This window comes from Mucilaginibacter limnophilus, from assembly GCF_004005815.1.
GTDB lineage: Bacteria > Bacteroidota > Bacteroidia > Sphingobacteriales > Sphingobacteriaceae > Mucilaginibacter > Mucilaginibacter limnophilus.
On record NZ_SACK01000006.1, the window covers coordinates 205,745 to 230,392 of the forward strand.

Here is a 24,648-nt window from a genome sequence, read left to right on the forward strand (position 1 = left end):
AGTATAAATAATGATCGTTAAAGATTTTTTTAAAAAGACAGAAACGCGCAAAGTAGCAGCGGCCGTAGTATTGGGTATAAGCGCACTGTCATCAACCTTTTGTGCCGCGCAAACTAAAGACACTGTAGTAAAAGAAAACGGCAATCCGTTTATCCGACACATGTACACTGCCGATCCATCGGCACACGTATGGAAAGATGGCCGTTTGTATGTTTATGCTTCGCATGATATAGCGCCTCCGCGCGGTTGCGACCTGATGGACCAATACCACGTGTTTTCAACCAATGATATGGTACACTGGAAAGATCATGGTGAAATACTGCGTGCAAGCCAGGTAGAATGGGGCAGGCCAGAAGGCGGCTTTATGTGGGCCCCAGACTGTGCTTACAAAAATGGTACATACTATTTCTACTTCCCGCATCCAAGCGGCACCGAGTGGAACAAAACCTGGAAGATCGGCGTAGCCACAAGTAAAAACCCGGCAAGTGGCTTTAAATCGCAAGGATATATCAAAGGTTTGGAATCAATGATTGATCCTTCGGTATTTATTGATGACGACGGTCAGGCGTATTTTTACTATGGCGGCGGCGGTGTTTGTAAAGGCGGAAAGCTGAAAGATAGCATGGTTGAGATTGATGGTGAAATGAAAACCATGGAAGGTTTGGAAGATTTTCACGAAGCATCATGGGTACATAAAAAAGATGGTGTGTACTACCTGTCATACTCTGATAACCATGATGTTGACGGCAAACACAACCAGATGCGCTACGCTACCAGCAAGAGTCCGCTTGGCCCATGGAAATCGCAGGGTGTGTACATGGATCCGACAGATAGCTTTACCAACCACGGTTCAATAGTGAAATTCAAAGGTCAATGGTATGCTTTTTATCATAACAGCGCGCTTTCAAACCACGACTGGCTGCGTTCGATATGCGTTGATAAATTATACTATAACCCCGACGGTACTATTAAAAAAGTAGTGCAAACAGGCGCTATTAAAAAGTAATCAAATACAGGTTGCCGCTATACATGGTTAAGTGCAGGCAGCATTATGCATAATTGGATAAACTGTAAATACGACAAATCATTTTGTTAATATGATAATGTACAAAAACAAGGTTAATGCTTTGCTGCTGGCTTTGCTGGTAAGTTTAGCATGTAGCTGCTCAAAAAAAGGAACTTCAAAACCCGACCCTGATCTGGCGAAGCCTGAAGATGAGTCGCCGTTACAAAGTTTTAAAAACCCTTTTGTTACCGACATTTATACTGCCGATCCATCGGCGCATGTATGGGCCGACGGCCGTTTATATGTTTATGCTTCGCATGATATTGCACCGCCTCGCGGCTGCGACCTGATGGACCAGTACCATGTGTTTTCAACCGATGATATGAAACACTGGACAGATCATGGTGAGATACTGCGTGCCAGCCAGGTGCCATGGGGTCGTGCCGAGGGCGGTTTTATGTGGGCGCCCGATTGTGCTTATAAAAACGGTACCTACTACTTCTACTTCCCACATCCAAGCGGCGACGACTGGAACAACACCTGGAAAATAGGTATTGCCACCAGTAAAAAGCCTGCAAGCGATTTTGTGGTGCAGGGTTACATTGAAGGCCTTGAATCAATGATTGACCCATGTGTTTTTGTTGACGACGATGGCAAAGCTTACTTCTACTATGGTGGTGGCGGCACCTGCAAAGGCGGCAAGCTAAAAGACAACATGACCGAGATTGACGGCCAAATGAAGAAAATGGAAGGTCTTGCTGACTTTCACGAAGCGGCGTGGGTGCATAAAAAGGATGGCGTGTACTATCTGTCGTATGCCGATAACCATACCGAAGCCGGCAAAGACAACCGTATGCGTTATGCCACCAGCAACAATCCGCTGGGGCCATGGAAAGACGGCGGCGTATATATCGATCCTACCGACAGTTTTACCAACCATGGTTCAATAGTAAAATTTAAAGATAAATGGTATGCCTTTTACCATAACAGTTCACTGTCAAATAACGATTGGCTGCGCTCTATCTGTGTCGACGAACTGCGCTACAATGCCGACGGCAGTATCAGAAAAGTGATACAAACCAATAACGTGAATTAAGAACGTTGAAAACAAAGAAAAAAATAAACAAGAGTTCAGTAGTAATACTGATTTTATAAAGCCTATATGATTAAACTACCCAAAACCCGTACACTGGTGTTGCTTTCCTTAATGGTGTGCGGAACATATTTTCAGACTATCGCTCAAAATGAGGGCAGGGGCAACCTGAAATATATTGACCCTCAGGTTGGTAACGTGGGGCAACTGCTTGAGCCTACGCGCCCTACCGTACAGTTACCCAACCAAATGATGCGGATGTATCCTGTGCGTAAAGATTATCTTGACGACCAGATCAGCAGTTTTCCGCTTATTGTGGTTTCGCACCGCCTGGGTGAGGCATTCGCCTTGAAGCCATCCATACAAAAAATATCTGCCGAAAGCTACCGGCACCAGCTAACCTGGGATCACGACCTTGAAGTTACCCGCCCGTGGTATTATTCAACTTACCTGCTTGATGATGAAGTAACTGTTCAATATGTGCCCGGTAAAAAGGCAGGTATCTACCGCTTTCAGTTTCCGGGAAAGGGTGAAAAGAACTTACTGTTCGATTTGTATAACAGAGGCGAAGCTGAGTACAAGTTCAGTTCGGCCAATGAGTTAACCGGCGTTGAAACCTATCACGGCGACATAAAAGTTTACTTGTATGGCGTATTCAGTCAGAAAGGGAAATTTGGCACGGTAAATAAAGGAGCAATTTCAAACAATGCTTCTGTTGCCGGTAATGGCGTAAAAGCATGGATTGATTTCTCGGGCGCGCAGTCGAATGATGTGGAGTTCCGTTACGCGATATCATTTGTTAGCGCCGAGCAGGCAAAAAAGAATTTTAAGAACGAGTTGACAAACGTTTCTTTTGATCAGCTTAAACAAGCCGGAGAAGATGCGTGGTACAAAAAGTTCTCTCAAATAAATGTTAGCGGCGGTACCGAAGCGCAAAAACGCAGCTTTTACTCGGCGCTGTACCGTTGTTACGAACGCCCGGTTGATATAACCGAAGACGGTAAGTACTACAGTGGCTTCGACAAAAAAATACACACTACCGAGCGTACTTTTTATGTTGACGACTGGACGTGGGACACCTACCTGGCGCATCACCCGCTACGCACCATACTCGATCCTTCAACCGAGCAGGATATATTAAACTCATACATAAAAATGTATGAGCAAAGCGGCTGGCTGCCAACCTTCCCGGTGCTGTTTGGCGACCATGCGTGTATGAATGGTTTTCACTCGTCGGTAATGTTTTTGGATGGATACAATAAAGGCTTGCGTGGCTTTGATACGCTGAAAGCTTATGAGGCCATGCGCAAAAACTCAACCGATGCTACCATGCTGCCATGGCGTAACGGCCCGAAGGGAGCTCTTGAGGATTTTTATCATGAAAAAGGCTACTTCCCTGCGTTGCATCCGGGTGAGAAAGAAACCAACCCTATGGTTGACAATTTTGAGAAACGTCAGGCAGTAGCAGTAACCCTGGGTACAAGCTATGACGACTGGGCAGTGGCGCAGTTCGCTAAAAAGCTGAGCAAATCAGCCGACTATGAGAAATTCATGCGCTCATCAAAAAATTACAAAAACCTTTGGAGCAGTAAACAAATGCTGTTTATGCCGAAGGATGATAAAGGCGAATGGATAAACATCGACCCTAAGTTTGACGGCGGAATGGGTGGACGTGAGTATTACGACGAAAACAATGGTTGGACCTACATGTGGCAGGTGCAGCATGATATTCCGGCGCTTATCGACCTGATGTGCGGTAAACAAGGCTTTGAGAATAGGCTCGATCAGATGTTTCGCGAGCCTATTGGCCGCAGCAAATATGAACTGCATGCCAAATTTCCGGATTTTACCGGTATAGTTGGGCAGTACTCAATGGGCAACGAGCCAAGCTTCCACATTCCTTATCTGTATAACTTTACCGCTTCGCCATGGAAAACCCAAAGGCAGATACGCCTGCTGCTTGATGTCTGGTTTAAAGACAACATCTTCGGCATACCCGGCGATGAAGACGGCGGTGGTATGACGGCGTTTGTAGTATTCTCGTCAATGGGCTTTTACCCGGTTACTCCCGGCGTGCCGGTTTATACTATCGGCAGTCCGTTGTTTGCAAGCGTTAGTATCAATCTGCCAAATGGCAAGCAATTCAAGCTGACAGCCAAAAACTGTTCGGTACAAAATAAATACATACAAAGCGCCAAGCTGAACGGCAAAACGCTTGATACGCCTTGGTTCACGCATGAGCAACTGGTAAACGGTGCCGAGCTTGAACTGGAAATGGGGCCAAAGCCAAATAAGTTATGGGGTACTGGTAGTTTTAATGCGCCCGAACAGGCGTCAGCAGGAAGATAAATATCGAAACATTGAAAAAGATATCATTCATACTGCTAAGCGCCATGAGTATATTACTATATATACCGGCAAATGCACAGCAGTTAACCAATAAGTGGCTGCCATTGCTTACCAAAGATCTGCGGTACTGGGACGTGTTTATTGGCGTGCCGCATACCAGTTTGAACCTGAAGGATCAGCCGATGGGTGATGGCATGAACGGAACCCCACTGGGCTTGAATAATGATCCGCTGCATGTTTTCAGTGTGGAAATGATTGATGGGCAGCCAGTATTGCATATTTCAGGACAGGTATATGGCGGGTTAAGCACCAAAACAGAGTTTGAAAACTATCACTTTAAGGCTGAGTTTAAATGGGGCGAAAAAAAGTACGAACCCCGTTTAAAAGATAAGCGCGATAACGGCATATTGTATCATGCCACCGAACCGCATGGCCAGTTTTGGAACGTATGGATGCGCGCACATGAGTTTCAGGTGCAGGAAGGCGACTTTGGGGACTATTATTCGCTGGTAGGCGTTGGCATGGACATCCATGCGCGGGTAAAAGACAGCACCGCCAAACATCCTGATTGGGTATACGATCCGGCGGCTCCGGTGGTACAGTTTACATCGAACCGCACACCGGCCAGTACCTGCCGCCGCATTGCCGATTATGAAAAACCGCACGGCGAATGGAATACGCTTGAATTATACTGCTTTGGCACCACCAGCGTGCATGTGGTTAACGGGCATGTGGTAATGATACTGGAGAATTCGCGCATATCGCCCAAAACGGGTGATGAAACCACATTGAAAAAAGGTAAGATACAGATACAATCAGAAGCGGCCGAAGCATATTACCGGAACATATCTATACAAAAGCTGGATAAGATGCCGGTATTTAATTAAATATTAACCAATACAACCATAGATGAAGAAGCGGAATATAATTACAACGGCTGTGCTTGCACTAAGCATTTTAATTAGCAGCTGTTCGAGCAAGAAAAAAGATAATCCAGCGCCAACACCCGATGATGACGACGATGATACCGAAGTACCCGGCGGATATTCTCCTCCGGGAGATGTGGTGGGGAAGGTAATAGTAGGTTACCAGGGGTGGTTTGCTGCCATTGGCGACGGTTCGCCTATTGACAGGTACTGGCATTGGTCGCACACATGGGAGCTAAAGCCATCGCCAACCAACAACGCCATTAAATCATGGCCCGATGTAAAAGATTATACCGAGACCTTTCCTACAGATTATCCTGACTTGGGCAATGGCCAGCCTGCTAAAGTTTTCTCATCGTTTAGCGATCAAACCATTGACATGCAGTTTAAATGGATGAAAGACTATGGTATTGACGGCGCCGCGCTGCAACGCTTTAACCCAAGCGGACTGGAAGGCCCGGTGCGTGATGCCATGGCTGCCAAAACCAAAATTGCTGCCGAAAAGAATGGTGTTAAGTTTTACATTATGTATGATGTAAGCGGTTGGACAAACATGCAAACCGAACTTAAAACCGACTGGACAAATAAAATGAAGCAATATACTGCATCATCGGCCTATGCTAAACAAAACGGCAAGCCTGTTGTGTGTATATGGGGTTTTGGCTTTAACGATAACAACCACAATTTTACCGCTGCTGCCTGTATTGATGTGATCAACTGGTTTAAAGGCCAGGGCTGCTATGTAATTGGCGGCGTGCCTACAAACTGGCGTAAGCAGGAAAGTGATTCGCGCGCGAACTTTATTGAAGCCTATAAAGCGCTGGATATGATATCGCCGTGGATGGTGGGCCGTATTGGCAACGCCAACCAGTCGGACGGATTTTACGCTAATATAAACCGCGACGACCAGGAGTTTTGCCGCAGGTATGGCATGGATTATCAGCCATGCGTATTACCCGGAGACCTGCAGGAGCGCCAGCGGGCGCACGGCGACTTTATGTGGCGCCAGTTTTATAACATGACACGCTTAGGTTGCCAGGGTATTTATATTTCGATGTATGACGAGTATAACGAAGGCAACCAGATAGCAAAAACTGCCGAAACACAGGCCGACGTGCCTGCAGGTTCGGGTATATATGCGCTTGATGAAGACGGTACCAAATGCTCATCAGATTATTACCTGCGCCTTACCGGCGATGGCGCTAAAATGTTTAAAGGGCAAATAGCGTTAACGCAAACACGGCCAACCAAGCCAATGCCATAAAAGGTTCAGTTAATAAATTATACATAGCCCTGCGGAACCATTTTCGCGGGGTTTTTTATTTTGGGGCATGCAGTAAGGTATCCGGAAATTGCAGAGTGAATGTGGTGCCTTCATTTATCTTGCTTTTAGCATTAATGTTGCCTCCGAGACGCTCTGTTTGCATTTTTACCATAAACAATCCCATCCCTTTGCCTTCAACACTTTGATCGAAACGTTTATACAGACCAAACAAATGATGCGCATAACGGCACAGGTCGATACCGCGTCCGTTATCATTAAAGTGAATATAAACCATCCCGTCTTTTAATTCGCTATTGATAGTGATAACCGGCGGAATGTCAGGCATACGGTATTTAATACTGTTAACTATAAGATTTTGAAATATGCTGTGCAGGTAACCCTTTAACGTGAAAAGCTGTTCAAAGGCGCCAAAATCATATACAATTGAAGCTTCGTTTTTTTGTATCATTGACTGTATGCCAAGCTTAATTTCTTCAACAAGCTTGGGTAACGATACTTCTTCTATTTTATCATTGGCTTCGCTGCTTACCTGCAAAACATGGTTCAGGTCGAGTATTACATTATCAAGGTTTTTTACTGATAGGGCAAGCGCTTCAAGGGTAGCCGGCTGGTCGGGGTCGGCAGCGTCGGTATCGCGAAGCAAACTCGTTAATCCGGATATGTTAGCCACAGGCGCCCGCAGATTATGCGATACAATGTAGGTGAATTGCTCCAGGTCTTTATTGCGCTGCACCAGGTCGACAGTAATTTTATCACGTTCTATCTGCGCCTGTTTCTTTTCGGTAATGTCTCTAAAGTTGCAAACTATAGCATGGATGTTTTCATCGTGCAGCATATTGGTAAACACGCCTTCAACCCATATATAATGTCCTTGTTTATGCAGCATGCGAAAGGTAATTATAAACGGTTCAACCGGATTGTTTTTTACCTGATCAAACAGCGTTCTCATAAAAGGCATATCTTCCGGATGGATAAGCTCTTCGGCGTGACTATCCAGATTCTCGGTTTGTTCCCAGCCATTTATCCTTTCCGACGAGCTGCTGCGGTAACATACCTGCAGGTTCTCGTTAAGCAGGGTGATTCCCTCGTAACTGTTCTCAATCAGTTTACGAAAGCGCAGCTCATTGGCAATTATCTTTTCGGTGTTTTCGCGTACGCGGCGCTCAAGCTCGGCGTTTATTTCAGCTTTCCTTTCCTCATTACGTTTTTGCTCGGTTATATCGCGGGTTACTTTGGCAAAGCCAATAAGATGGCCGGCATCATTATAAATAGTCGTAAATACTACATGAGCCCAAAACATCGAGCCATCTTTACGCACACGCCATCCCTCACATTCATACGTTCCTTTACGTAAAGCCTGATTGAGGTTATTGCGTAAATGCAATTTTTCGCTGTCGTTTTTCAGGTAAAAAATAGAGATGTTTTTACCAATAACCTCTTCAGCACGATAACCTTTTATGTGTTCGGCACCCTGGTTCCAGCTTAGAATATAGCCATTGGGGTCGATAAGAAAAATGGAACAGTCTTTAACGCTGGCAACAAGCAGCCGGAAAAGCTTTTCATCAATGCTTTTGGTTAGTATGGTATCAGTACTCACAGGGTCAGTAAAATTACGTTAAGATATAAAACCCTAAGTAAAATTCTATTAATAGTTAAATATATTTAAAAATGAACAAAATGACCAGGGTGTTGACGGTGTTGACAGGTGTTGACGATGTTGACAAGTGTTTACCCTGTTGACGTCAACACCCACAAAAAAAGCCGGACATTGCCGGCTTTTTGTAATGATGCGCTCTTTAAAAGCGTATGCCTATAGCCAAGCCTAAACGTGCACTAATGCCGGTACCGCTAACATCTATGCGGACACCGTTATTATTAACCTGTGATTCCAGATCAATTAATGGCACATCAATATCATTTAGCTGGTCGCGGATTTCCTGTTGCTCCTGTTCATTAAGCGAGGCGGTACCGGTTACCTTGCCGCTTATGGAACCTATACCCGCTCCCAGCCACCAGTTTAAGTAAAACATGCCACCCAACTTGTGCTGCGAGCCAAACATCAGGCCGCCGGTAAAAACCTTTGTATTACCATCAGCAAAAATGGATCTTTCAAAGGTTGAGCCATCGCCAGAGTCTATACTGTCAAATTTGTAAGGCAGCTCATACGAGTTAGTTGTATAACGCACATAGGGAGCCAGGTAAAAGCCTTTGAGGGCGCTGTTGCCCATGTAAAAACGTACCTCGGGAGTTATGGAGAAGCTGCCTGTTTTAAGACCGCCTATCTGCCTTGATACCTCATCATCGTCGGCAATATCTTCAATGGTGCTTTTAAAAGGCAGCCCTGATTTGGGTGTTATGCCAAGGTTAAGCGCTACAGATATTTTTTTGCCTACGGCGCGTTCATACTGAAAAGAAATATTTTTTGAGGCAAGGCCAAGCACATTCCACTTAACTAAGCTTTTAGCTTCGCCATCGGTTTGCGCCATAACTGGGTTTACAAGCAATATGCACATAGCTGATAACACCATTATTGTGCAGAGCTTCCTGAATTGATTTGTCATGATACGGTGGTTAGAATTTATAATTGGTTAAAAGTATAACTTGCAGTTATGGAGTACAATAATTAAATGAAAAATACCCAAAAACCATTAGTTAAATAGTTAATTTAACAACAAATAGTTGTTGTTCATTCTGTTCATTAATTACAAAAAACCGCGTTTCTGACGTGTTGAGGCTATATTTAGACAAAATGCCTGTTCTTTGATTGAAATTTATACCGGTTCAGGCGACTTAAATAGCAACTAACACCTTAATATATATGAGCACATTACCAAACGATCCTCCCGGCAGCATACCGGTTGATATTGCTTCACAATGGACAGCCAACTGGCGTGAATTTATTGCTTCTTCAAATCAGGCCTTTAACATACTGGCATTTACAATACCCATTGAATGCATTAAAAATATGCTTTTATATAATGAGAATGCCGAGGGCATCAGGGCCTATATTGCTTTAGAAAATGCAGATGAAGTAAGTTCGGCTAAACTGGTGATGGTACCGGTTATAGGTAATGAAGATATTATAAACCAACCAGCAGATAATTCTAAAAGTAATGTATATGATAACACAGATGCATGCCCACCCGTATGTGCATTAAATAGCCCATTAAATTGATAAATTCTTACATTTTGCAATAAAGTGTTGCCTTAAATTATAATCTTTATAGCAAACTTTATTAAGTGGAGATTTTTGTTAGGTACGTTTCACCGTTAAGTGTATTGCTTCCTATAATTGCAGGGCTTGTTTACTATAAATACTTGGGTACAGCTCAAAAGATAATATTTTATTATGTTTTGTATTCGGCATTTTCAAATGGGACAAATATCTACATGGTAAGGGTGTTGCATAAAACATCGGTTATTCCGTTTGCTGTTGGATCCATTGGATGGGTAGCTTTGATTTCAAGTTTTTACGCTGTTGTGTTCAAGGGAAACTTATCAAGGGCCATTTATATAATTACTTTTTTATTCTCTGTGTTTGCCGTAACCAATGTACTTTATATACAAACGCATCATCAATTTAATACTTATACAGTAACCCTTAATGCCATTATTGTGCTGGTATATGCCATGATATATGTTTACAGGCAAAATGCTGTAGATATCGATGCAAGTTGGGGCAGTAACAGTTTAAACTGGATAAATACCGGTTTCCTGCTATATTATTCAACCGCGCTGATGATGTATATAACGTTCGCGTTAATAACATACGAAATAGCTAACATTACGTTTGCCATACATAACACAGCGCTTATAACCATGTATGTTTTGTTTGTTATAGGTTTTAAAAAATGCAAGGCATAACACCTAATATTTATGTATTGATATTAGGTGGGATGGTCACCGTTTTTTTTATGGTGCTAACATTTATAGCCTTAAACGTACGCGGACAAAATAAGCTGCTAAAACAGCGACAGGCTGCACAAAAGGCAGAAATTGCACATCAGAAAGAATTACTAAGCGCCGTTATAGAGTCGCAGGAAGCTGAACGCAAACGGGTTGGCCGCGATTTGCACGATGATGTTGGCACGGCGCTTTCAAGCCTTCGGCTAATCATTGAAATGTCTAAACCAACACCTGATGCCCTAAGTCACAACAATTTTGTTTCTTCAACAAAAGAGATTATTGATAAGGTAATTAAGGATGTACGCAGTATATCTCACAATCTTTCGCCAACTACATTGAATTATTATGGCCTTACGACGGCAGTAGAAGAACATTGCAACATTATAAATCAATCGGGCAAATTACGCGCTTTTCTTATTGACGATACCGTTTCGGCTATTAGTAAACTTAATGTATCATCAGCCACGGCTTTTTACCGGGTACTTGAAGAATTGTTGAACAACACAATAAAGCATGCTGAAGCAACAGAGACAAGTATTAAATTCTCTGAAAAAGAAGATACTCTTATACTTGAGTATCGGGACAACGGAAAAGGTATGGAGCCCAATTTCACTGCAAAAAAAGGTATGGGGCTGCAAAATATTGAAAGCCGGCTAAATAACATCAATGCCGGATATGAAATAATAACTGCCCCCGGCAAAGGCTTTAGCTTAAATATAAGTTACCAGATTTTGCGAAATACTTAAGTTTTATGCAGAAAATACGTATAGCAATAGTTGACGATCAGAACCTTTTTCGCCAAAGCTTGGCATTACTGATAAAATCAGTTGATGATTTTGAACTTGCAGCGGAAGCAAACAGCGCTGAAGCTTTTCTTGAGAGATTAAAAACATTGCCAGCTGATATAGATGTGGCGATTATTGATATGGACATGCCCGGCGGAATGAACGGAATAGAGCTGAATGACATATTGCATAAGCAATATCCGAATATAAAGGTTATGGTGCTTTCGGTTCACATGCACGAGCGGCTTATAACTCAAATGATAGATGCAGGCGCAGTAGGATATCTTGCAAAAAATTGTGATATGCATGAGCTAATCATGAGTATTAGGAGTGTCTATATCGCAGGCTTTTACTTTAATATCAGTGTGTTACAAGCTATTCAAAACAGCGGACGGCACAAATTTTCGGCAAATAAAACGATCAATAACCTGCCCGTTAATTTAACTGATCGTGAATTGCAGTTGTTGAAATTGATATGTAAAGAATACAGTAATGCAGAAATAGCCAAAGAACTTTATTTAAGTGTACGTACTGTAGAAGGACATCGTAATAACCTGATACAAAAGATAGGTTGTCGAAATACGGCAGGTATAGTCCTGTTTGCTGTAAAGCATAAATTGTTCAATACTATGTTTTAACAATTGTAACAGGTAAAAATACGCGGCTAACAATCAAGTATAATTACCTGCAATTGTCATTGGAAATGTAATTACATTAGTTTTTGTTTTAAAAAGCCAATTTTAGAAAACTGTACCCTATATTAATTATGTATATAGTAATATGCTAAAATAACCGGTTAGTATATTATAGAACTTATTAGAGAAAAGTCACGTACAACATACGTAAATCATAAACCTACGATTTTAATTTATTCATTTTATTCATTCCACAATGTTGTAAATCTTTGACAGCAAAGTGGACGTATTTTATTTTAAATTAATTGTTAATTATTATGATATAATTTCACTTTTTAATTTATTGTATTTACCTGTTAATAATATATATGGGGATCTTTTTACCGCATCATTTTGAAGAATTAAAAAATTGTGTTTTATCCGTTGCCGGCATTACACATATTACTCCTTGCGACTGCAAAACAATATCTGCACTTATATTAAATAAAACGCGTCAGCGCATTAGCGAAACAACCTTAAAAAGGGTGTTCGGATTTGCTTATAGTAAATTTAAACCGTCTTTTTTTACCATCGACGTTATGTCGCATTATTGCGGTTACAATGGATGGGACGACTTTTGCAATAAACATGGGAAAAAGCAAGAAAGTACAGTTGCAACATTAGGTTGGGATAAACTGAAGGTAAATGCACATAAAATAACAAGCTTTACGCTGCAGGCACTAAAAAACAGGGCTGGTATACCTTACTCACAAACTATCAGCAGGAGTTTTATAAACAATCATTTGGAGACTTTTTTGAACGGAGAATACTCTGCCACCCTTTTGTCAGCACCGGCCGGATATGGTAAAACAATCGGTCTTTGTCATTGGATAGAACAGCGGCTCGAACTAAACGCAAAAAACGAAACCGACGACGTTATTTTGTTTTTTAGCAGCAGTGCGCTGATAAATGTATTCTTAAGCGGTCGTGATATTAACGAGTGGTTTTTGGGTTTATTAGGATACTCAACCGACGATGATATTGCTTCGCTTCTTAATGAAGATTTTAATAAGTCGAAACGATTTTTCCTTGTGATTGACGGTTTTGACGAGCATATGTTTAAGCCCGAACAATACCGGATGCTGTTAAGCCAACTTACGGATATTTTCGCGCTTTACCAGTCGAAACAATGGTTTAAGTTGATAGTTACCATGCGGCAGGCATCATGGATAAACTATAGACATGATTTTGAAACAATGCCCGGGAAATGGTTTTTAGGTTTTACGACTGATAACAACTCAACATTAAACGTTCCGTTGTTCAGTGCTGCAGAAATAAAAGAGCTTTGCTTTAAAATTAATCCATTATTAAAAATAAGTATTGACACAAATTTAATTGACAAATTTAGCCACCCATTATATTTTCAGTTTTACTATAAAGGCCATAAAGACTGTTTTTCATTCAGTAACATTGATAACATTTGTATTTATGACCTGATATCGAATTTTATCCTTAACAAAGTTTATCTGGGTAACCACTCAACAGAAAAAATATTATTACTTAAAGAACTGGTTAGCGAGATGGATTTTAAAAACCGGGTATATAAGGTAAACAAATTAAAAATAAATCATTTACTAAGGCAGTATAATCAGGCTTACAATGAATTGTTAAGTATAGGTTTTTTACGTGAGCTGAATGAAAGCTCAGATATCGATTTTAACTCATATATACAATTTAGCAATGAAGACTTTTTAGATTATATCATTGCTAAAAACTTATTATACAACAATAATTACTCATTCAACCGACAACTGGTTGATAACCTTAACCGGCTTTTTGCACATGATGGTAAAAAGCTGCCGGTATTGAAATGGATTTTAATCTATGCTATAAAAAGTGATCAGGATGAAGGATTCAGGGCTTTACATGATGTAATACTGAGTACACAGGAAAGAGCGGATTTATTTGCCTTTATAGCCGAATTGTTTAACCGGGAATGTTTTGAGCCTGGCCATAAAGACTCCGTTAAATCATACGCCAAGCAAAGCACATTACGTGAATTGTTTGATAGCTTTTTAGGCGTTGAGCTTTTAAAGCCTGAGTATGAAAAAACACTACGTATTGTGCTAAAATTTGAATTAACTAACAAGCAGCGTATAATGGCTTATACAAGCATTGCCATGATAGCTATGATAAAGCTTGATGTAAGCTTGCTTGAAGAATGTGTAAATAAATTAAAGGGATTTGGTAACACCGACTATATAAGGTTCCCGATTAACCCGCTTACCTGTATTGATGGTATATTTTATTATTTGAAATATGGTATTCTGAAAAAGGAATTTTTAGCTGATATAACTAACTTTTATTTTAACCCGCCACCACCTAAGCACTTAAAGGTTACGCCGGTTAACGATGTGATTTTTATTTTGGCAGCGTATTGCTGTATTATTTCTGACAATCCACATAAGGGCATCCGCTTTATAAATACGCTTGAAAAGCATTATCAAAAAACAGATGACATTACGTCAAACTATGGTTTGTTTATGCGCATAATTAAGGCCGACCGTTATTTTGTATTGGGTAACGTTAAAAAAGCACTCGAAATTTATTTAACGGCAATGCTTGCTTTTGACAAATACGCGCAGGGATATACAGTGATAATGCGCCTTTTTTTCATGAGCCTGAAAGTGATGGCAAGCCTATATATTCAAAACCATCAGGAACTGGCCAGGCAAATTGGTAGTTACATAAAACTTGCCGAAGAAGCCGGCTTCAATGTGTCCAAAGCTTATAGCTTTACTTTCTTGCTAAAACACCGTGCACAATTTGCAGGGCAATATGAGTTTGAGAAAAAAGTATATAACGAACTAACCAAAACATTGCGCCAATGCGGGTTGCAAGCCGAAATATTTTTAAGTGATGCCGAACAGGTAAAAGCAGCTATCAGGCGTGCTTAAGTTGTAAAGCGCTTTACAATTTCGGTAAGTTCAACCACGTCAAAAGGTTTCATTAAATAGCCGTCGGCCTGCCCGGCTTCGGCTATTTCTTTTACGTTACTTACCGCCGAAATAATAATCACCGGTATATGGCTGGTTGCCGGGTTGGTTTTAAGTTGTTTGCTAATTTGCTGGCCGTTAGCGTCGCTTTTCCAGTCGCTTAACCAGTTATCAAGTAATATAATATCAGGCTTTTGGGTATCTATTGAGTTAAGCAGTTTAGAATTTTCAGAAGACAATACTTCATAACCTTCTTCTTCCAGTACATATACAATTGTTTCGCGTATATCCCTGTCATCCTCAATTACAAATACCTTTTTAGCCATCTTTAATTTAGTGATCTAAGTTGGTGTTGAAGCAAACGGTTATTATTAGCTTGATTGGTTCAACAATATCACTTATAACAATCAAATAGGGTGGTTTTGTTTTACAGGAGGCAGATTATTTCGGTATGTCAACTATTGTAACAACTGCGGCACCGGGGCTCATAAGTTTCGGTTTCGCCAAGCAGTATCTTTTCTTCGCCGGGTATCAGCCTGTACGAGTTAAGCGCCGGATTGCCGCAGCGTACACACACGGCATGCAGCTTGGTTACCGATTCGGCAATGGCCATCAGGGCAGGCATCGGCCCGAACGGGCGGCCCTTGAAATCCATATCAAGTCCCGCAATAATAACCCTTACGCCTTTATTGGCGAGTGTGTTGCAAACTTCCGGCAGGTCGGCATCAAAAAACTGGGCCTCGTCAATAGCCACTACGTGTTCATCATTATATAAAAGCAATATCGACGCCGAGTTATCAATAGACACACAGGGAAACGACTGCGAATTGTGGGAAACTATGGCATTTTCATCATACCGGATGTCGGTTTTAGGCTTAAATATTTGTACGCTAAGCTTGGCAATACGTGCACGGTTAAGCCTGCGCATCAGTTCTTCTGTTTTTCCCGAAAACATAGATCCGCACACCACTTCAATACTCCCGCCTGTTTCAGTAACCCGTTTAAAAATGTCCTCGTTAAACACCATTTGCCGTGTAATTGGAAACTAATATCACAATTTTATGTTACTTTTGATAAGTATTATTATAACCGGCTATGAAGCAACAGGATGTATTTAAAAGGATAGGTGCGATACTACAGGAACTTACCGAACAATATGACTATCTTGCTAAAAACCTTGACGAATTTGACGAAGTAGAACTGGAGCTTTTTATAGCAAGTTCGCATTTTTTGGCTGATCATGCCGAGATATTACGTAAATTAAAGCTGCACAAGACTTCTGAAAAGCAGCAGGAAGTGCCAAAGCCACTTCCGCCGGCACCACAGGTAAAAGAAATACCATTGGCTGTTGAAACACCCGCAGAGCCGGAACCGATAATAATACCTGAGCCGGTTGAAGAAGTAAAGCAACCTTCTGCAGAAACACCCGCCCCTGAAAAGCCCGCTGTTGTACACGAGCAAAAATTTTTTGAGCCGGTTGTGCAACAGTTAAAGCCGATATTACAGCCAACGCCTTTAAAGCCTGAGATCAATGAAGCGGAAACAACCGGACAATCGAGCGATTTACCGGATGTTGAAACGCATAATGCTACCGGAGAAAAAAGTGAACAGCCATCTGCAGAAGAGCCCGAAACCATCAGGCATGAATTGATAATTGATGATGCAGACCTATGGGAAGATGAGGACGAAGAAGGCGATCAGGAATTATATAGTCTGGATGCCATAGAAGAAATAGAGGAAGAAGAGGTACAGCCTATTGATGAAACCATAGCGCCGGTGCCTGTAGCCGAAACTGTGCACGAAGAGCCGGTATTTACGCCGGAACCCTTTAAAGAGGCTATTATTGAACCGGAAATTTCTGAAACACAAAAGCCTGAAGAGACTGTTGCGCCAAGCGTTGAATTTAAACCGGAACTATCGCCTTTACGCGAAGAATACAAGCCATTTGACGCGCAACCAGTAACCGAGGAAAAGAAAGAGCCGTTAACACTTCACCAACGCATTGCTGCTCAAAACAACGAGAAGGTTGAACCGGTACAAAAAATAAGTGACCTTAAAGCGGCCATAAATCTTAACGACAAACTACTGTATGTGAAAGATTTGTTTAACGGGTACAACCTGGCATACAGCGAGGCTATTGAGATACTGAACCGCTTTAACAGCTTCGAGGAAGCCGAACGCTTTTTAAATGCTAACTACGTTAACAAAAACAACTGGCAAAGTAAACCTGCAACTACCCAAAAGTTTTATGATCTGCTGAAACGCCGCTATGCTTAAGCGTAACCGGTACGGTTCGAGTCAAGCTTAAGCAGCACGAACAGCAATATGGTGAACGATATCAGTGATGAGCCCCCGTAGCTGATAAAAGGCAACGGTATGCCTATTACGGGCATCAGGCCGATAGTCATGGCGATATTTATAATCACATGGAAGAATAGTATAGAGGCCACGCCGTAGCCATAAATACGTGAGAAAACCATGTGCTGCCGTTCGGCTATAGCGATAATGCGCAGTAGTAAAAATAAAAACAGGCCCAATACTACAACAGAGCCGGCAAAACCCCATTCTTCACCTATGGTACAAAAAATAAAGTCGGTGCTTTGCTCGGGTACAAATGAGTATTTGGTTTGTGTGCCTTGTAAATAGCCTTTTCCCCAAAGCTGCCCTGAACCTATCGCAATTTTAGATTGGTTAACATTATAACCCGCTCCGCGCAGGTCGGTGGTGATGCCAAGTAATTCATCAATACGTGAGCGTTGGTGCTGCTTAAGTACATTGTTGTATAACGGTTTTACAGCAAGTACAAAGCCGATGCACAATATAAGCCCGGTTAGTATGGGCAACATTATTTTGCGATTGCGCAGGTTTAAAAATATAGTTAAACCTGCAAGTACAGCCAATACGGCAATCACAATCCACTGGTTATATAATAGCGAAGTGATAAATAATGTCGCGCTAACAGCGATAGTAATAAGCCACCAGGGCGACAAACCTTCACGGTACAGAACAAATATCAGCGAACAAAACACCAGCGTTGAACCTGCGTCGGGCTGCAGCATAATAAGTATCATAGGCAGAAGGATGATGCCGGCCGCTATAAAAAATGATTCCCTGTCGGTTATTTTAACATTTGTGCCACTAAGGTATCGCGCCAGCAAAAGGCACGTGGTTGATTTGGCAAACTCACTTGGCTGAAGCCTGAAACCGCCGCCTAATGGTATCCAGGCCTGGTTACCGCCCACATTCCGCCCGATCACCAGCACCAGTATCAGCAACAAAACGGTAATGATATAAACAGGTGGCGCCAGCGCACTAAAAAAACGGTAATCGAGCAGTAATATAACCGTGGCTATACACAACGATACCATAATAAAAATAAACTGCTTACCGTAATTCGTACTTGTATCAACAATGCTTGGGTGTGTTTCATCAAACACAGCGGCATGTATATTAAACCATCCAATAGTACACAGCGCCAGGTAAATTAGTATAGTAACCCAGTCTACGTTATAAAACAATCCGCGTTGATTATTCATCTTCCCTCCGTTTTGGTTGGTTGGCGTAATATACTGTATCCGGTTTCTTTTTCTTTTTTGCCGATGCCGATTTAAGCTCAGGCTTTACAATGCTGTCGGGTTTTGCTTTTTGTAGTGTGTCTGTCTTGCCGGGTTTCAGTTTGGGTTTGCTTCCCTTAGGCGGCGGCAGCAAATTAGCATTTAAAATGTAATCAATCTGTGCCTTTGGTTTACTAATAGTATCGCGCAGGTATTGCTCAACAATATAGCTGGCAATTGGCGCCGCCCATGATGAACCATAGCCCGCATTTTCAACCACTACCGCAATGGCAATCTTAGGGTTTTCGCGCGGAGCGAAGGCTACAAATATCGAGTGGTTTTTACCATGCGGATTTTGAACCGTACCTGTTTTACCACACATAATGATGCCCGGTATACGTGCGTTTGCCGCAGTTCCGCTTTCAACCACCTGCTGCATCCCATCAATTACCGGTTCAAAGTATTCGGCATCAATGCCTACATAATTTCTTTGGGTAAATTCTTTTTTTGTGATCTTTTTATCGCCGATAGCTTTTATAAGATGTGGTGTGTAATAGTAACCATGGTTGGCTATAGTACATTCAATATTTGCCAATTGCAAAGGCGTAGCCAGCAGCTCACCCTGACCAATAGCAAGCGAAATGATACTACTCGAACGCCAGCGGTTCTCGCCAAAAATTTTGTCATACCGTTCCGGGGCCGGTACGTTTCCCTTTTTCTCATTCGGCAAATCAACATTAAGCTTTACTCCAAAACCGAATTTGTTTACTTTTTCTTTCCAGTTGATGAATGTTTGGCGGGTATTTTTTGCGCCATTCCTGTTCATTAGCCTGTCGAACACGTTACAGAAATAAGTGTTGCATGACATGGCAATGCCTTTACGTAAATCGGTTACACCGTCAAAGTGCTCACATCCCACGCGGTGGTTACCCGCCATATAATAATGCGGGCAAAAGTAGGTGGTTTGCGGGTTGATGATGCCTTCCTGAAGTGCGATCAGACCATCTAATGGTTTAAACGATGAACCCGGAGGGTAATAAGCCTGTATAGGACGAATAAGCAGCGGGTTATACGGATCCTGGTACATCTTAGCCATATGGTTGCCGCGTTCACGGCCAACCAGCATGTTTGGATCATAGGTAGGGCTGCTTACAAATGCGAGTATTTCGCCCGTAGCAGGTTCAATAGCTACTATACTGCCTACCTTATTCTGCATCAGCTTTTCGCCAAGCTTTTGTATCCTACTGTCCAGTGATGATATCAACCTTTCGCCGGCTACAGCCGCAGTGTCATAAGCGCCATTGGCGTAGCGTCCTTGCGGCACGTTGCGTGAGTCGACCATAAGGTTTTGCACGCCCCGCTGCCCGCGAAGCACCTCTTCGTAAGCTTTCTCAACGCCGGTAACGCCAATGTAATCACCCGGACGATAATAGCTACCCGAATTTTCAATATCTTTATCCCTTACCTCACTAATGTAGCCTAGAAACTGCGCGGCTGACGAATCAGGATAACTGCGTACTGATCGTAACTGTCCGAAAAAGCCCGGAAAGTCAGATAAGCGTTCTTGCAATGAGCGATAAAACGCTACTGATAGTTGTTTTTCAAATATTGATGCCCTGTAAGGAGAATACTTTTTCGCCTTTTCAAAGCGCTTGTCAAAGCCTTCTTTGTCGATACCTATCAACTGGCAAAACTTAAGCGTATCAAATGGTTTTACCTGTTTGGGTATAACCATAAGGTCATACACAGGTTCGTTTTGTACAAGTATTTTTCCGTTACGGTCGAGTATTGGTCCGCGGGCCGGAAAGAGGATATTTTTGCGGACTACGTTATTGGCGGCGATATAAAAATAGCGGTCGTCAACAATTTGAATATAAAATAAACGTGCAAGCAGTATAGCTATAAAAGTTATAAAAATACCGGCAATAACATATCTGCGTGCAAAAAAACTATTCATTTACGCCTTTTTCCTTCTGAAGAACAGCAGTCCCGAAATTATGATCAAAAATACTGTAAATACAGTGCTTAACAAGAAACGGCTTAAGGTGTATTGTATTTCATTCCACGAAAAAACTTCGAGGTTGAAGAGCAAAAAATGATGGAACAACGTAAGTATTAAGGCATAAGTAAAAAACCATCTGAAACCCATACTGGCCAAAGTGGGCTGAGGGTCAGTGTCCAGGCCTTCTTTTTGTACAGTTACGTTAACAAACAATACCCTTACAAATGCCAGTAAAACGGTAGAAGCGGCGTGTAAACCCGGTGTATCATAAAAAGCATCCACACACAAGCCTATTAAAAATGCCAATGGAAACAGCACGATGTTAGGTGTTTCAAAGGGCAGCAACATTACAAACAAAATATAAAGGTAGGGGGTAGACAGCTCATACACCGTCATGTTCTTCAGCAAAAATGCCTGTATGAACACCAGCACTATAAAGCGCACAAAATTGGCGAAAAGGATTCTACTCATCTTCGGTTTTTTGCAGGGCCTCCAATCCCGTTTGTTCAGTGGCAAGTTTGTTGCTTATCACATATACATACTCCAATTTACTGAAATCAACCGCGAGGCGTACTTCCATATTCAGGAAAAAGCCTCCGGTTTTTGGCTTCAGGTTGCTTACTTTCCCTAATGGGATACCAATTGGGAAAAGCGAGTGCTGATCGGTCACCACCAGGTCGCCTAAGCGGGGCTGGGCATCGTTAGCCACATCATACAGTAAACCTTTACGCGGATCCATATCTTCGGCCCACATAAATGACCCGCCTTCTTTTGATGCTGCCAGCATAGCGCTTATGCGCGTGTCTTTATGCAACAGTGAACGTACAATGGAAAAGTGCTGAGAAGTTTGCACCACAATCCCCACTACTCCGGCATCGCTAACCACACCCATATCTTTAGCAATACCGTCATGGCTACCCTTGTTCAGGGTGATGTAGTTCATGCGGTGATTTACCGAGTTGTTTATCACGCGAGCTTCGATATATGAATACTGCTGTTTGTAAATGGTATCAACAACGCTACCCTTGCCTGTTGTATCGACGTATTGAGACGATTTTAACTGATTGCGTAAACGGGCGTTCTCTTTTGCCAGGCTGTCGTTAATCTCTTTCAGCGACAGGTAATCGTTGATATTATTAACCCGGCGGTACATATTACCGGTAACTTCATTCGCGGTATTAATAAAGGATGCCTTCTGAAAATTATTGTAGTTAATAAAGATGTAAAGCGCTATTGCCTCAAATATCAGGAACAAAAAAAATGCGCTATACTTTGTGATAAATATCAGAAGGTTACGCATTTGTATTAGAATTTAGAGTCAAGAATCAAGAACCAAGAAAAACAACTAAGTCTTGTCTCTTGATTCTTAATTCTTGGGTCTGCTTTACTGCATTAAAAACTTAAAGTTACCAATATTTTTAAGCGCTGTACCGGTACCGCGTACTACGGCGCGTAGTGGATCTTCGGCAACATGCACAGGCAGTTTGGTTTTAGCCGCAACTCGCTTATCTAAACCGCGAAGCAAAGCGCCGCCGCCGGTAAGGTAAATACCTGTTTGGTAAATATCTGCAGAAAGCTCAGGAGGGGTAATCTCCAACGCTTTTAATATCGCTTCTTCAATTTTTGAGATAGACTTGTCAAGACAGTGCGCAATCTCGGTATATGACACCATGATCTGTTTCGGCACCCCCGTCATCAGGTCGCGGCCCTGTACGGCAAAGTCAGCCGGTGGATCAGTCAGTTCAGGCAATGCCGCGCCAACTTCAATCTTGATCTTTTCGGCAGTACGCTCACCAATCATGATGTTATGCTGACGGCGAATATACTGAACAATGTCGGCATCGAAATTATCACCGGCCACACGTATTGACTGATCGCACACAATTCCCGACAGCGCGATAACCGCGATCTCGGTGGTACCACCGCCAATATCGATAATCATGTTACCCATCGGTTCTTCAACGTCGATACCAATACCTACCGCAGCAGCCATTGGTTCGTGTATCAGGTAAACCTCTTTGGCGCCGGCACGTTCGGCCGACTGATGTACCGCGCGTTTCTCCACCTCGGTAATACCCGAAGGAATGCAGATAACCATACGCAGTGACGGGAAAAACCAACCCTTACCTGAGTTGATCATTTTGATCATGCCGCGTATCATGTACTCGGCTGCGTCAAAGTCGGCTATTACACCGTCTTTAAGCGGACGAATTGTGCGTATATTATCGTGGGTTTTACCCTCCATTTGCATGGCCTGGCGCCCTATGGCTATTACTTTATTGGTTTTTCTGTCAAAAGCTACTATTGACGGTTCGTCAACCACCACTTTATCGTTATGTATAATCAGGGTATTCGCGGTGCCAAGATCGATGGCAATTTCCTGTGTAAAAAAGTTGAACAAACCCATTTGTTGTATCGTGTATTTAATTTGAGGGGATATAAAATTACACTTAAATATTAATTATTGTAATTAAAAGCGTCAAATTAAAAAGTTTATTGTGTTACGTTAATTAATGTTTGAAATGGCGTACACCGGTAGTCACCATAGCGATGTTTTTCTGATTGCTCATATCAATTGAATCCTGGTCTTTTATTGAGCCGCCCGGTTGTAAAACCGCTGTAATGCCTGCTTCGGCAGCAAGTTCAACACAGTCAGGAAACGGGAAGAATGCGTCAGATGCCATTACCGCGCCATTCAGGTCGAAACCAAAGCTGTGTGCTTTTAATACCGCCTGTCTCAGTGAATCAACACGTGATGTTTGGCCAACACCGCTTGCCATAAGCTGGTTGTTTTTAGCAAATACAATAGTGTTTGATTTGGTGTGCTTAACCACTTTATTGGCAAAAAACAGGTCTTTAAGCTCATGCTCGGTAGGCTTGCGAACGGTTACTGCCGTCATGTGTTCAGGGCCTTCAATCACCGCGTCTTTATCCTGCTCGATAACGCCGTTTAGTAAGGTTTTGAATTGCTTTACCGGCAGTTCAGTACGTTGGCGCACCAAAATGATACGGTTCTTTTTCGACTGCAAAATGTTTACTGCTTCATCTGTAAAAGCAGGAGCGATAAGCACCTCGTAAAATATTTTGTTGATCTCTTCAGCAGTAGCCGCGTCAATCTCGTCGTTAGCGATAATAACGCCACCAAAGGCCGATACAGGGTCGCAGGCAAGAGCGTCTATCCATGCTTCTTTTATAAAAGTACGGGTTGCTACGCCACAAGCGTTGGTATGTTTAAGTATGGCTATAGTTGGCTCGGTGAATTCATCAATCAGTGCAACGGCTGCGTCAACGTCAACCAGGTTGTTGTATGATAATTCTTTACCATGCAGTTTGGTGAACATGTCATCAAGATTACCATAAAAAACGCCTTTTTGATGCGGGTTTTCACCATAACGCAGGGTTTGACTGGTTTGTATGCTTTGTTTAAATACCGGGAGCGGGTCTTCTTCATTAAAATAGTTAAAGATCGCGGTATCGTAATGCGATGATATGTTGAATGCCTTGTGTGCGAATTTTTTACGCTGATCAATCGTAGTGCTGCCGTTCTGAGTTTTTAGTATTTCCTCAAGTGTACCATAATCATCTTTTGAGGCTACAATGACCACATCTTTAAAGTTTTTAGCTGCGGCCCGAATAAGCGATATGCCGCCAATGTCAATTTTTTCAATCACATCTTCCTGTCCTGCGCCTGATTTTACGGTTTCTTCAAAAGGATACAGGTCGACAATCACCAGGTCAATCTCAGGGATTTCATATTCAGCAAGTTGCTGTTCGTCGCTTTCAAAGCTTCTGCGGGCCAAAATGCCGCCAAATACTTTTGGATGCAATGTTTTTACACGGCCTCCAAGTATTGATGGATATGAGGTAAGGTTTTCAACGGCCACAACATTTACCCCCAGGTTACGAATGAAAGTTTCGGTACCGCCGGTAGAGTAAATGGTAACGCCAAGCCTGTTTAACTCATGAATAATAGGCTCAAGATTATCTTTGTAATAAACTGAAATTAAAGCGTTTTTTATTTGAACGGGATTGCTCATATGTACCTGAATTTTGAGCCGCAAAGGTAGTGATTTTAGGAAAGCATAATAAGAAAATAATCAAACAAAATTCAATCATTATTATTTTAATTTTT

General features: G+C 42.2%; 21 protein-coding genes. 11 read left to right on the forward strand and 10 right to left on the reverse strand.

Annotation, left to right across the window (positions count from 1 at the left end):
• Positions 1-10 precede the first annotated feature (10 nt).
• The 5 genes from EOD41_RS14375 (at position 11) to EOD41_RS14395 (ending at position 6,638) form a co-directional block, all read left to right on the forward strand.
• Positions 11-1,006 carry a family 43 glycosylhydrolase gene (locus EOD41_RS14375; RefSeq protein ID WP_127706114.1) on the forward strand — a complete coding sequence of 332 codons (996 nt, stop codon included), beginning with the start codon at positions 11-13 and terminating at the stop codon, positions 1,004-1,006.
• A gap of 91 nt (positions 1,007-1,097) precedes the next feature.
• A complete protein-coding gene (locus EOD41_RS14380; protein ID WP_205780565.1) occupies positions 1,098-2,102 on the forward strand; it encodes a family 43 glycosylhydrolase in 1,005 nt (334 codons plus the stop codon).
• A 66-nt stretch (positions 2,103-2,168) separates the two neighbouring features.
• A complete protein-coding gene (locus tag EOD41_RS14385; RefSeq protein WP_127706117.1) occupies positions 2,169-4,448 on the forward strand; it encodes a GH92 family glycosyl hydrolase in 2,280 nt (759 codons plus the stop codon).
• An 11-nt stretch (positions 4,449-4,459) separates the two neighbouring features.
• On the forward strand, positions 4,460-5,335 hold the full coding sequence (locus tag EOD41_RS14390; RefSeq protein ID WP_205780566.1) for a 3-keto-disaccharide hydrolase: 876 nt from the start codon (positions 4,460-4,462) through the stop codon (positions 5,333-5,335).
• A gap of 22 nt (positions 5,336-5,357) precedes the next feature.
• On the forward strand, positions 5,358-6,638 hold the full coding sequence (locus EOD41_RS14395) for a glycoside hydrolase family 71/99-like protein (protein WP_127706119.1): 1,281 nt from the start codon (positions 5,358-5,360) through the stop codon (positions 6,636-6,638).
• Between the two features lie 55 nt (positions 6,639-6,693).
• Here EOD41_RS14395 and EOD41_RS14400 read toward each other — a convergent pair whose 3' ends face one another.
• Both EOD41_RS14400 and EOD41_RS14405 read right to left on the reverse strand, forming a co-directional pair.
• Entirely contained in the window at positions 6,694-8,256 is a 1,563-nt protein-coding gene (locus EOD41_RS14400) for a PAS domain S-box protein (protein ID WP_127706121.1), read from the reverse strand.
• Between the two features lie 199 nt (positions 8,257-8,455).
• Positions 8,456-9,145 (reverse strand): DUF3575 domain-containing protein, encoded by a 690-nt coding sequence (locus tag EOD41_RS14405; RefSeq protein WP_164849940.1) that lies wholly within the window; start codon positions 9,143-9,145, stop codon positions 8,456-8,458.
• Positions 9,146-9,477: 332 nt separating this feature from the next.
• Here EOD41_RS14405 and EOD41_RS14410 point away from each other — a divergent pair, with 332 nt between their 5' ends.
• The 5 genes from EOD41_RS14410 (at position 9,478) to EOD41_RS14430 (ending at position 14,921) form a co-directional block, all read left to right on the forward strand.
• Positions 9,478-9,834: a hypothetical protein gene (locus EOD41_RS14410; RefSeq protein ID WP_127706125.1), complete on the forward strand. Its 357-nt coding sequence runs from the start codon at positions 9,478-9,480 to the stop codon at positions 9,832-9,834.
• A gap of 65 nt (positions 9,835-9,899) precedes the next feature.
• A complete protein-coding gene (locus tag EOD41_RS14415; protein WP_127706127.1) occupies positions 9,900-10,523 on the forward strand; it encodes a hypothetical protein in 624 nt (207 codons plus the stop codon).
• Positions 10,511-11,311 carry a sensor histidine kinase gene (locus tag EOD41_RS14420; protein WP_127706129.1) on the forward strand — a complete coding sequence of 267 codons (801 nt, stop codon included), beginning with the start codon at positions 10,511-10,513 and terminating at the stop codon, positions 11,309-11,311. Before EOD41_RS14415 ends, EOD41_RS14420 begins: the two co-directional genes overlap by 13 nt.
• 5 nt (positions 11,312-11,316) lie before the next feature.
• Positions 11,317-11,988, forward strand: coding sequence for a response regulator transcription factor (locus EOD41_RS14425; protein ID WP_127706131.1), 672 nt, complete (start codon positions 11,317-11,319; stop codon positions 11,986-11,988).
• A gap of 575 nt (positions 11,989-12,563) precedes the next feature.
• Positions 12,564-14,921 carry an NACHT domain-containing protein gene (locus EOD41_RS14430; protein ID WP_127706133.1) on the forward strand — a complete coding sequence of 786 codons (2,358 nt, stop codon included), beginning with the start codon at positions 12,564-12,566 and terminating at the stop codon, positions 14,919-14,921.
• Here EOD41_RS14430 and EOD41_RS14435 read toward each other — a convergent pair.
• Both EOD41_RS14435 and EOD41_RS14440 read right to left on the reverse strand, forming a co-directional pair.
• On the reverse strand, positions 14,918-15,286 hold the full coding sequence (locus EOD41_RS14435; RefSeq protein ID WP_127706135.1) for a response regulator: 369 nt from the start codon (positions 15,284-15,286) through the stop codon (positions 14,918-14,920). The genes EOD41_RS14430 and EOD41_RS14435 overlap by 4 nt on opposite strands.
• Positions 15,287-15,414: 128 nt before the next feature.
• Positions 15,415-15,987, reverse strand: coding sequence for a thymidine kinase (locus tag EOD41_RS14440; protein WP_127706137.1), 573 nt, complete (start codon positions 15,985-15,987; stop codon positions 15,415-15,417).
• A 68-nt stretch (positions 15,988-16,055) separates the two neighbouring features.
• On the opposite strand from EOD41_RS14440, the gene EOD41_RS14445 reads away from it, so the two are divergent.
• Complete coding sequence (locus tag EOD41_RS14445) at positions 16,056-17,237, forward strand: hypothetical protein (protein WP_127706139.1); 1,182 nt, start codon at positions 16,056-16,058, stop codon at positions 17,235-17,237.
• Here EOD41_RS14445 and rodA read toward each other — a convergent pair.
• The 6 genes from rodA to purH all read right to left on the reverse strand — a co-directional run bounded on the left by rodA (position 17,234) and on the right by purH (position 24,553).
• Positions 17,234-18,496: a rod shape-determining protein RodA gene (rodA, locus tag EOD41_RS14450; protein WP_127706141.1), complete on the reverse strand. Its 1,263-nt coding sequence runs from the start codon at positions 18,494-18,496 to the stop codon at positions 17,234-17,236. The two genes, EOD41_RS14445 and rodA, sit on opposite strands and share 4 nt — an antisense overlap.
• Positions 18,489-20,471 carry a penicillin-binding protein 2 gene (gene mrdA / locus EOD41_RS14455; protein ID WP_127706143.1) on the reverse strand — a complete coding sequence of 661 codons (1,983 nt, stop codon included), beginning with the start codon at positions 20,469-20,471 and terminating at the stop codon, positions 18,489-18,491. Before mrdA ends, rodA begins: the two co-directional genes overlap by 8 nt.
• A complete protein-coding gene (gene mreD / locus EOD41_RS14460) occupies positions 20,472-20,987 on the reverse strand; it encodes a rod shape-determining protein MreD (protein ID WP_127706145.1) in 516 nt (171 codons plus the stop codon). It abuts the gene before it with no gap.
• Positions 20,980-21,816 carry a rod shape-determining protein MreC gene (mreC, locus tag EOD41_RS14465; protein WP_127706147.1) on the reverse strand — a complete coding sequence of 279 codons (837 nt, stop codon included), beginning with the start codon at positions 21,814-21,816 and terminating at the stop codon, positions 20,980-20,982. The genes mreD and mreC overlap by 8 nt, the downstream gene beginning before the upstream one ends.
• An 84-nt stretch (positions 21,817-21,900) precedes the next feature.
• Entirely contained in the window at positions 21,901-22,923 is a 1,023-nt protein-coding gene (locus EOD41_RS14470; protein WP_127706149.1) for a rod shape-determining protein, read from the reverse strand.
• Between the two features lie 103 nt (positions 22,924-23,026).
• A complete protein-coding gene (gene purH / locus EOD41_RS14475) occupies positions 23,027-24,553 on the reverse strand; it encodes a bifunctional phosphoribosylaminoimidazolecarboxamide formyltransferase/IMP cyclohydrolase (RefSeq protein WP_127706151.1) in 1,527 nt (508 codons plus the stop codon).
• Positions 24,554-24,648 lie beyond the last annotated feature (95 nt).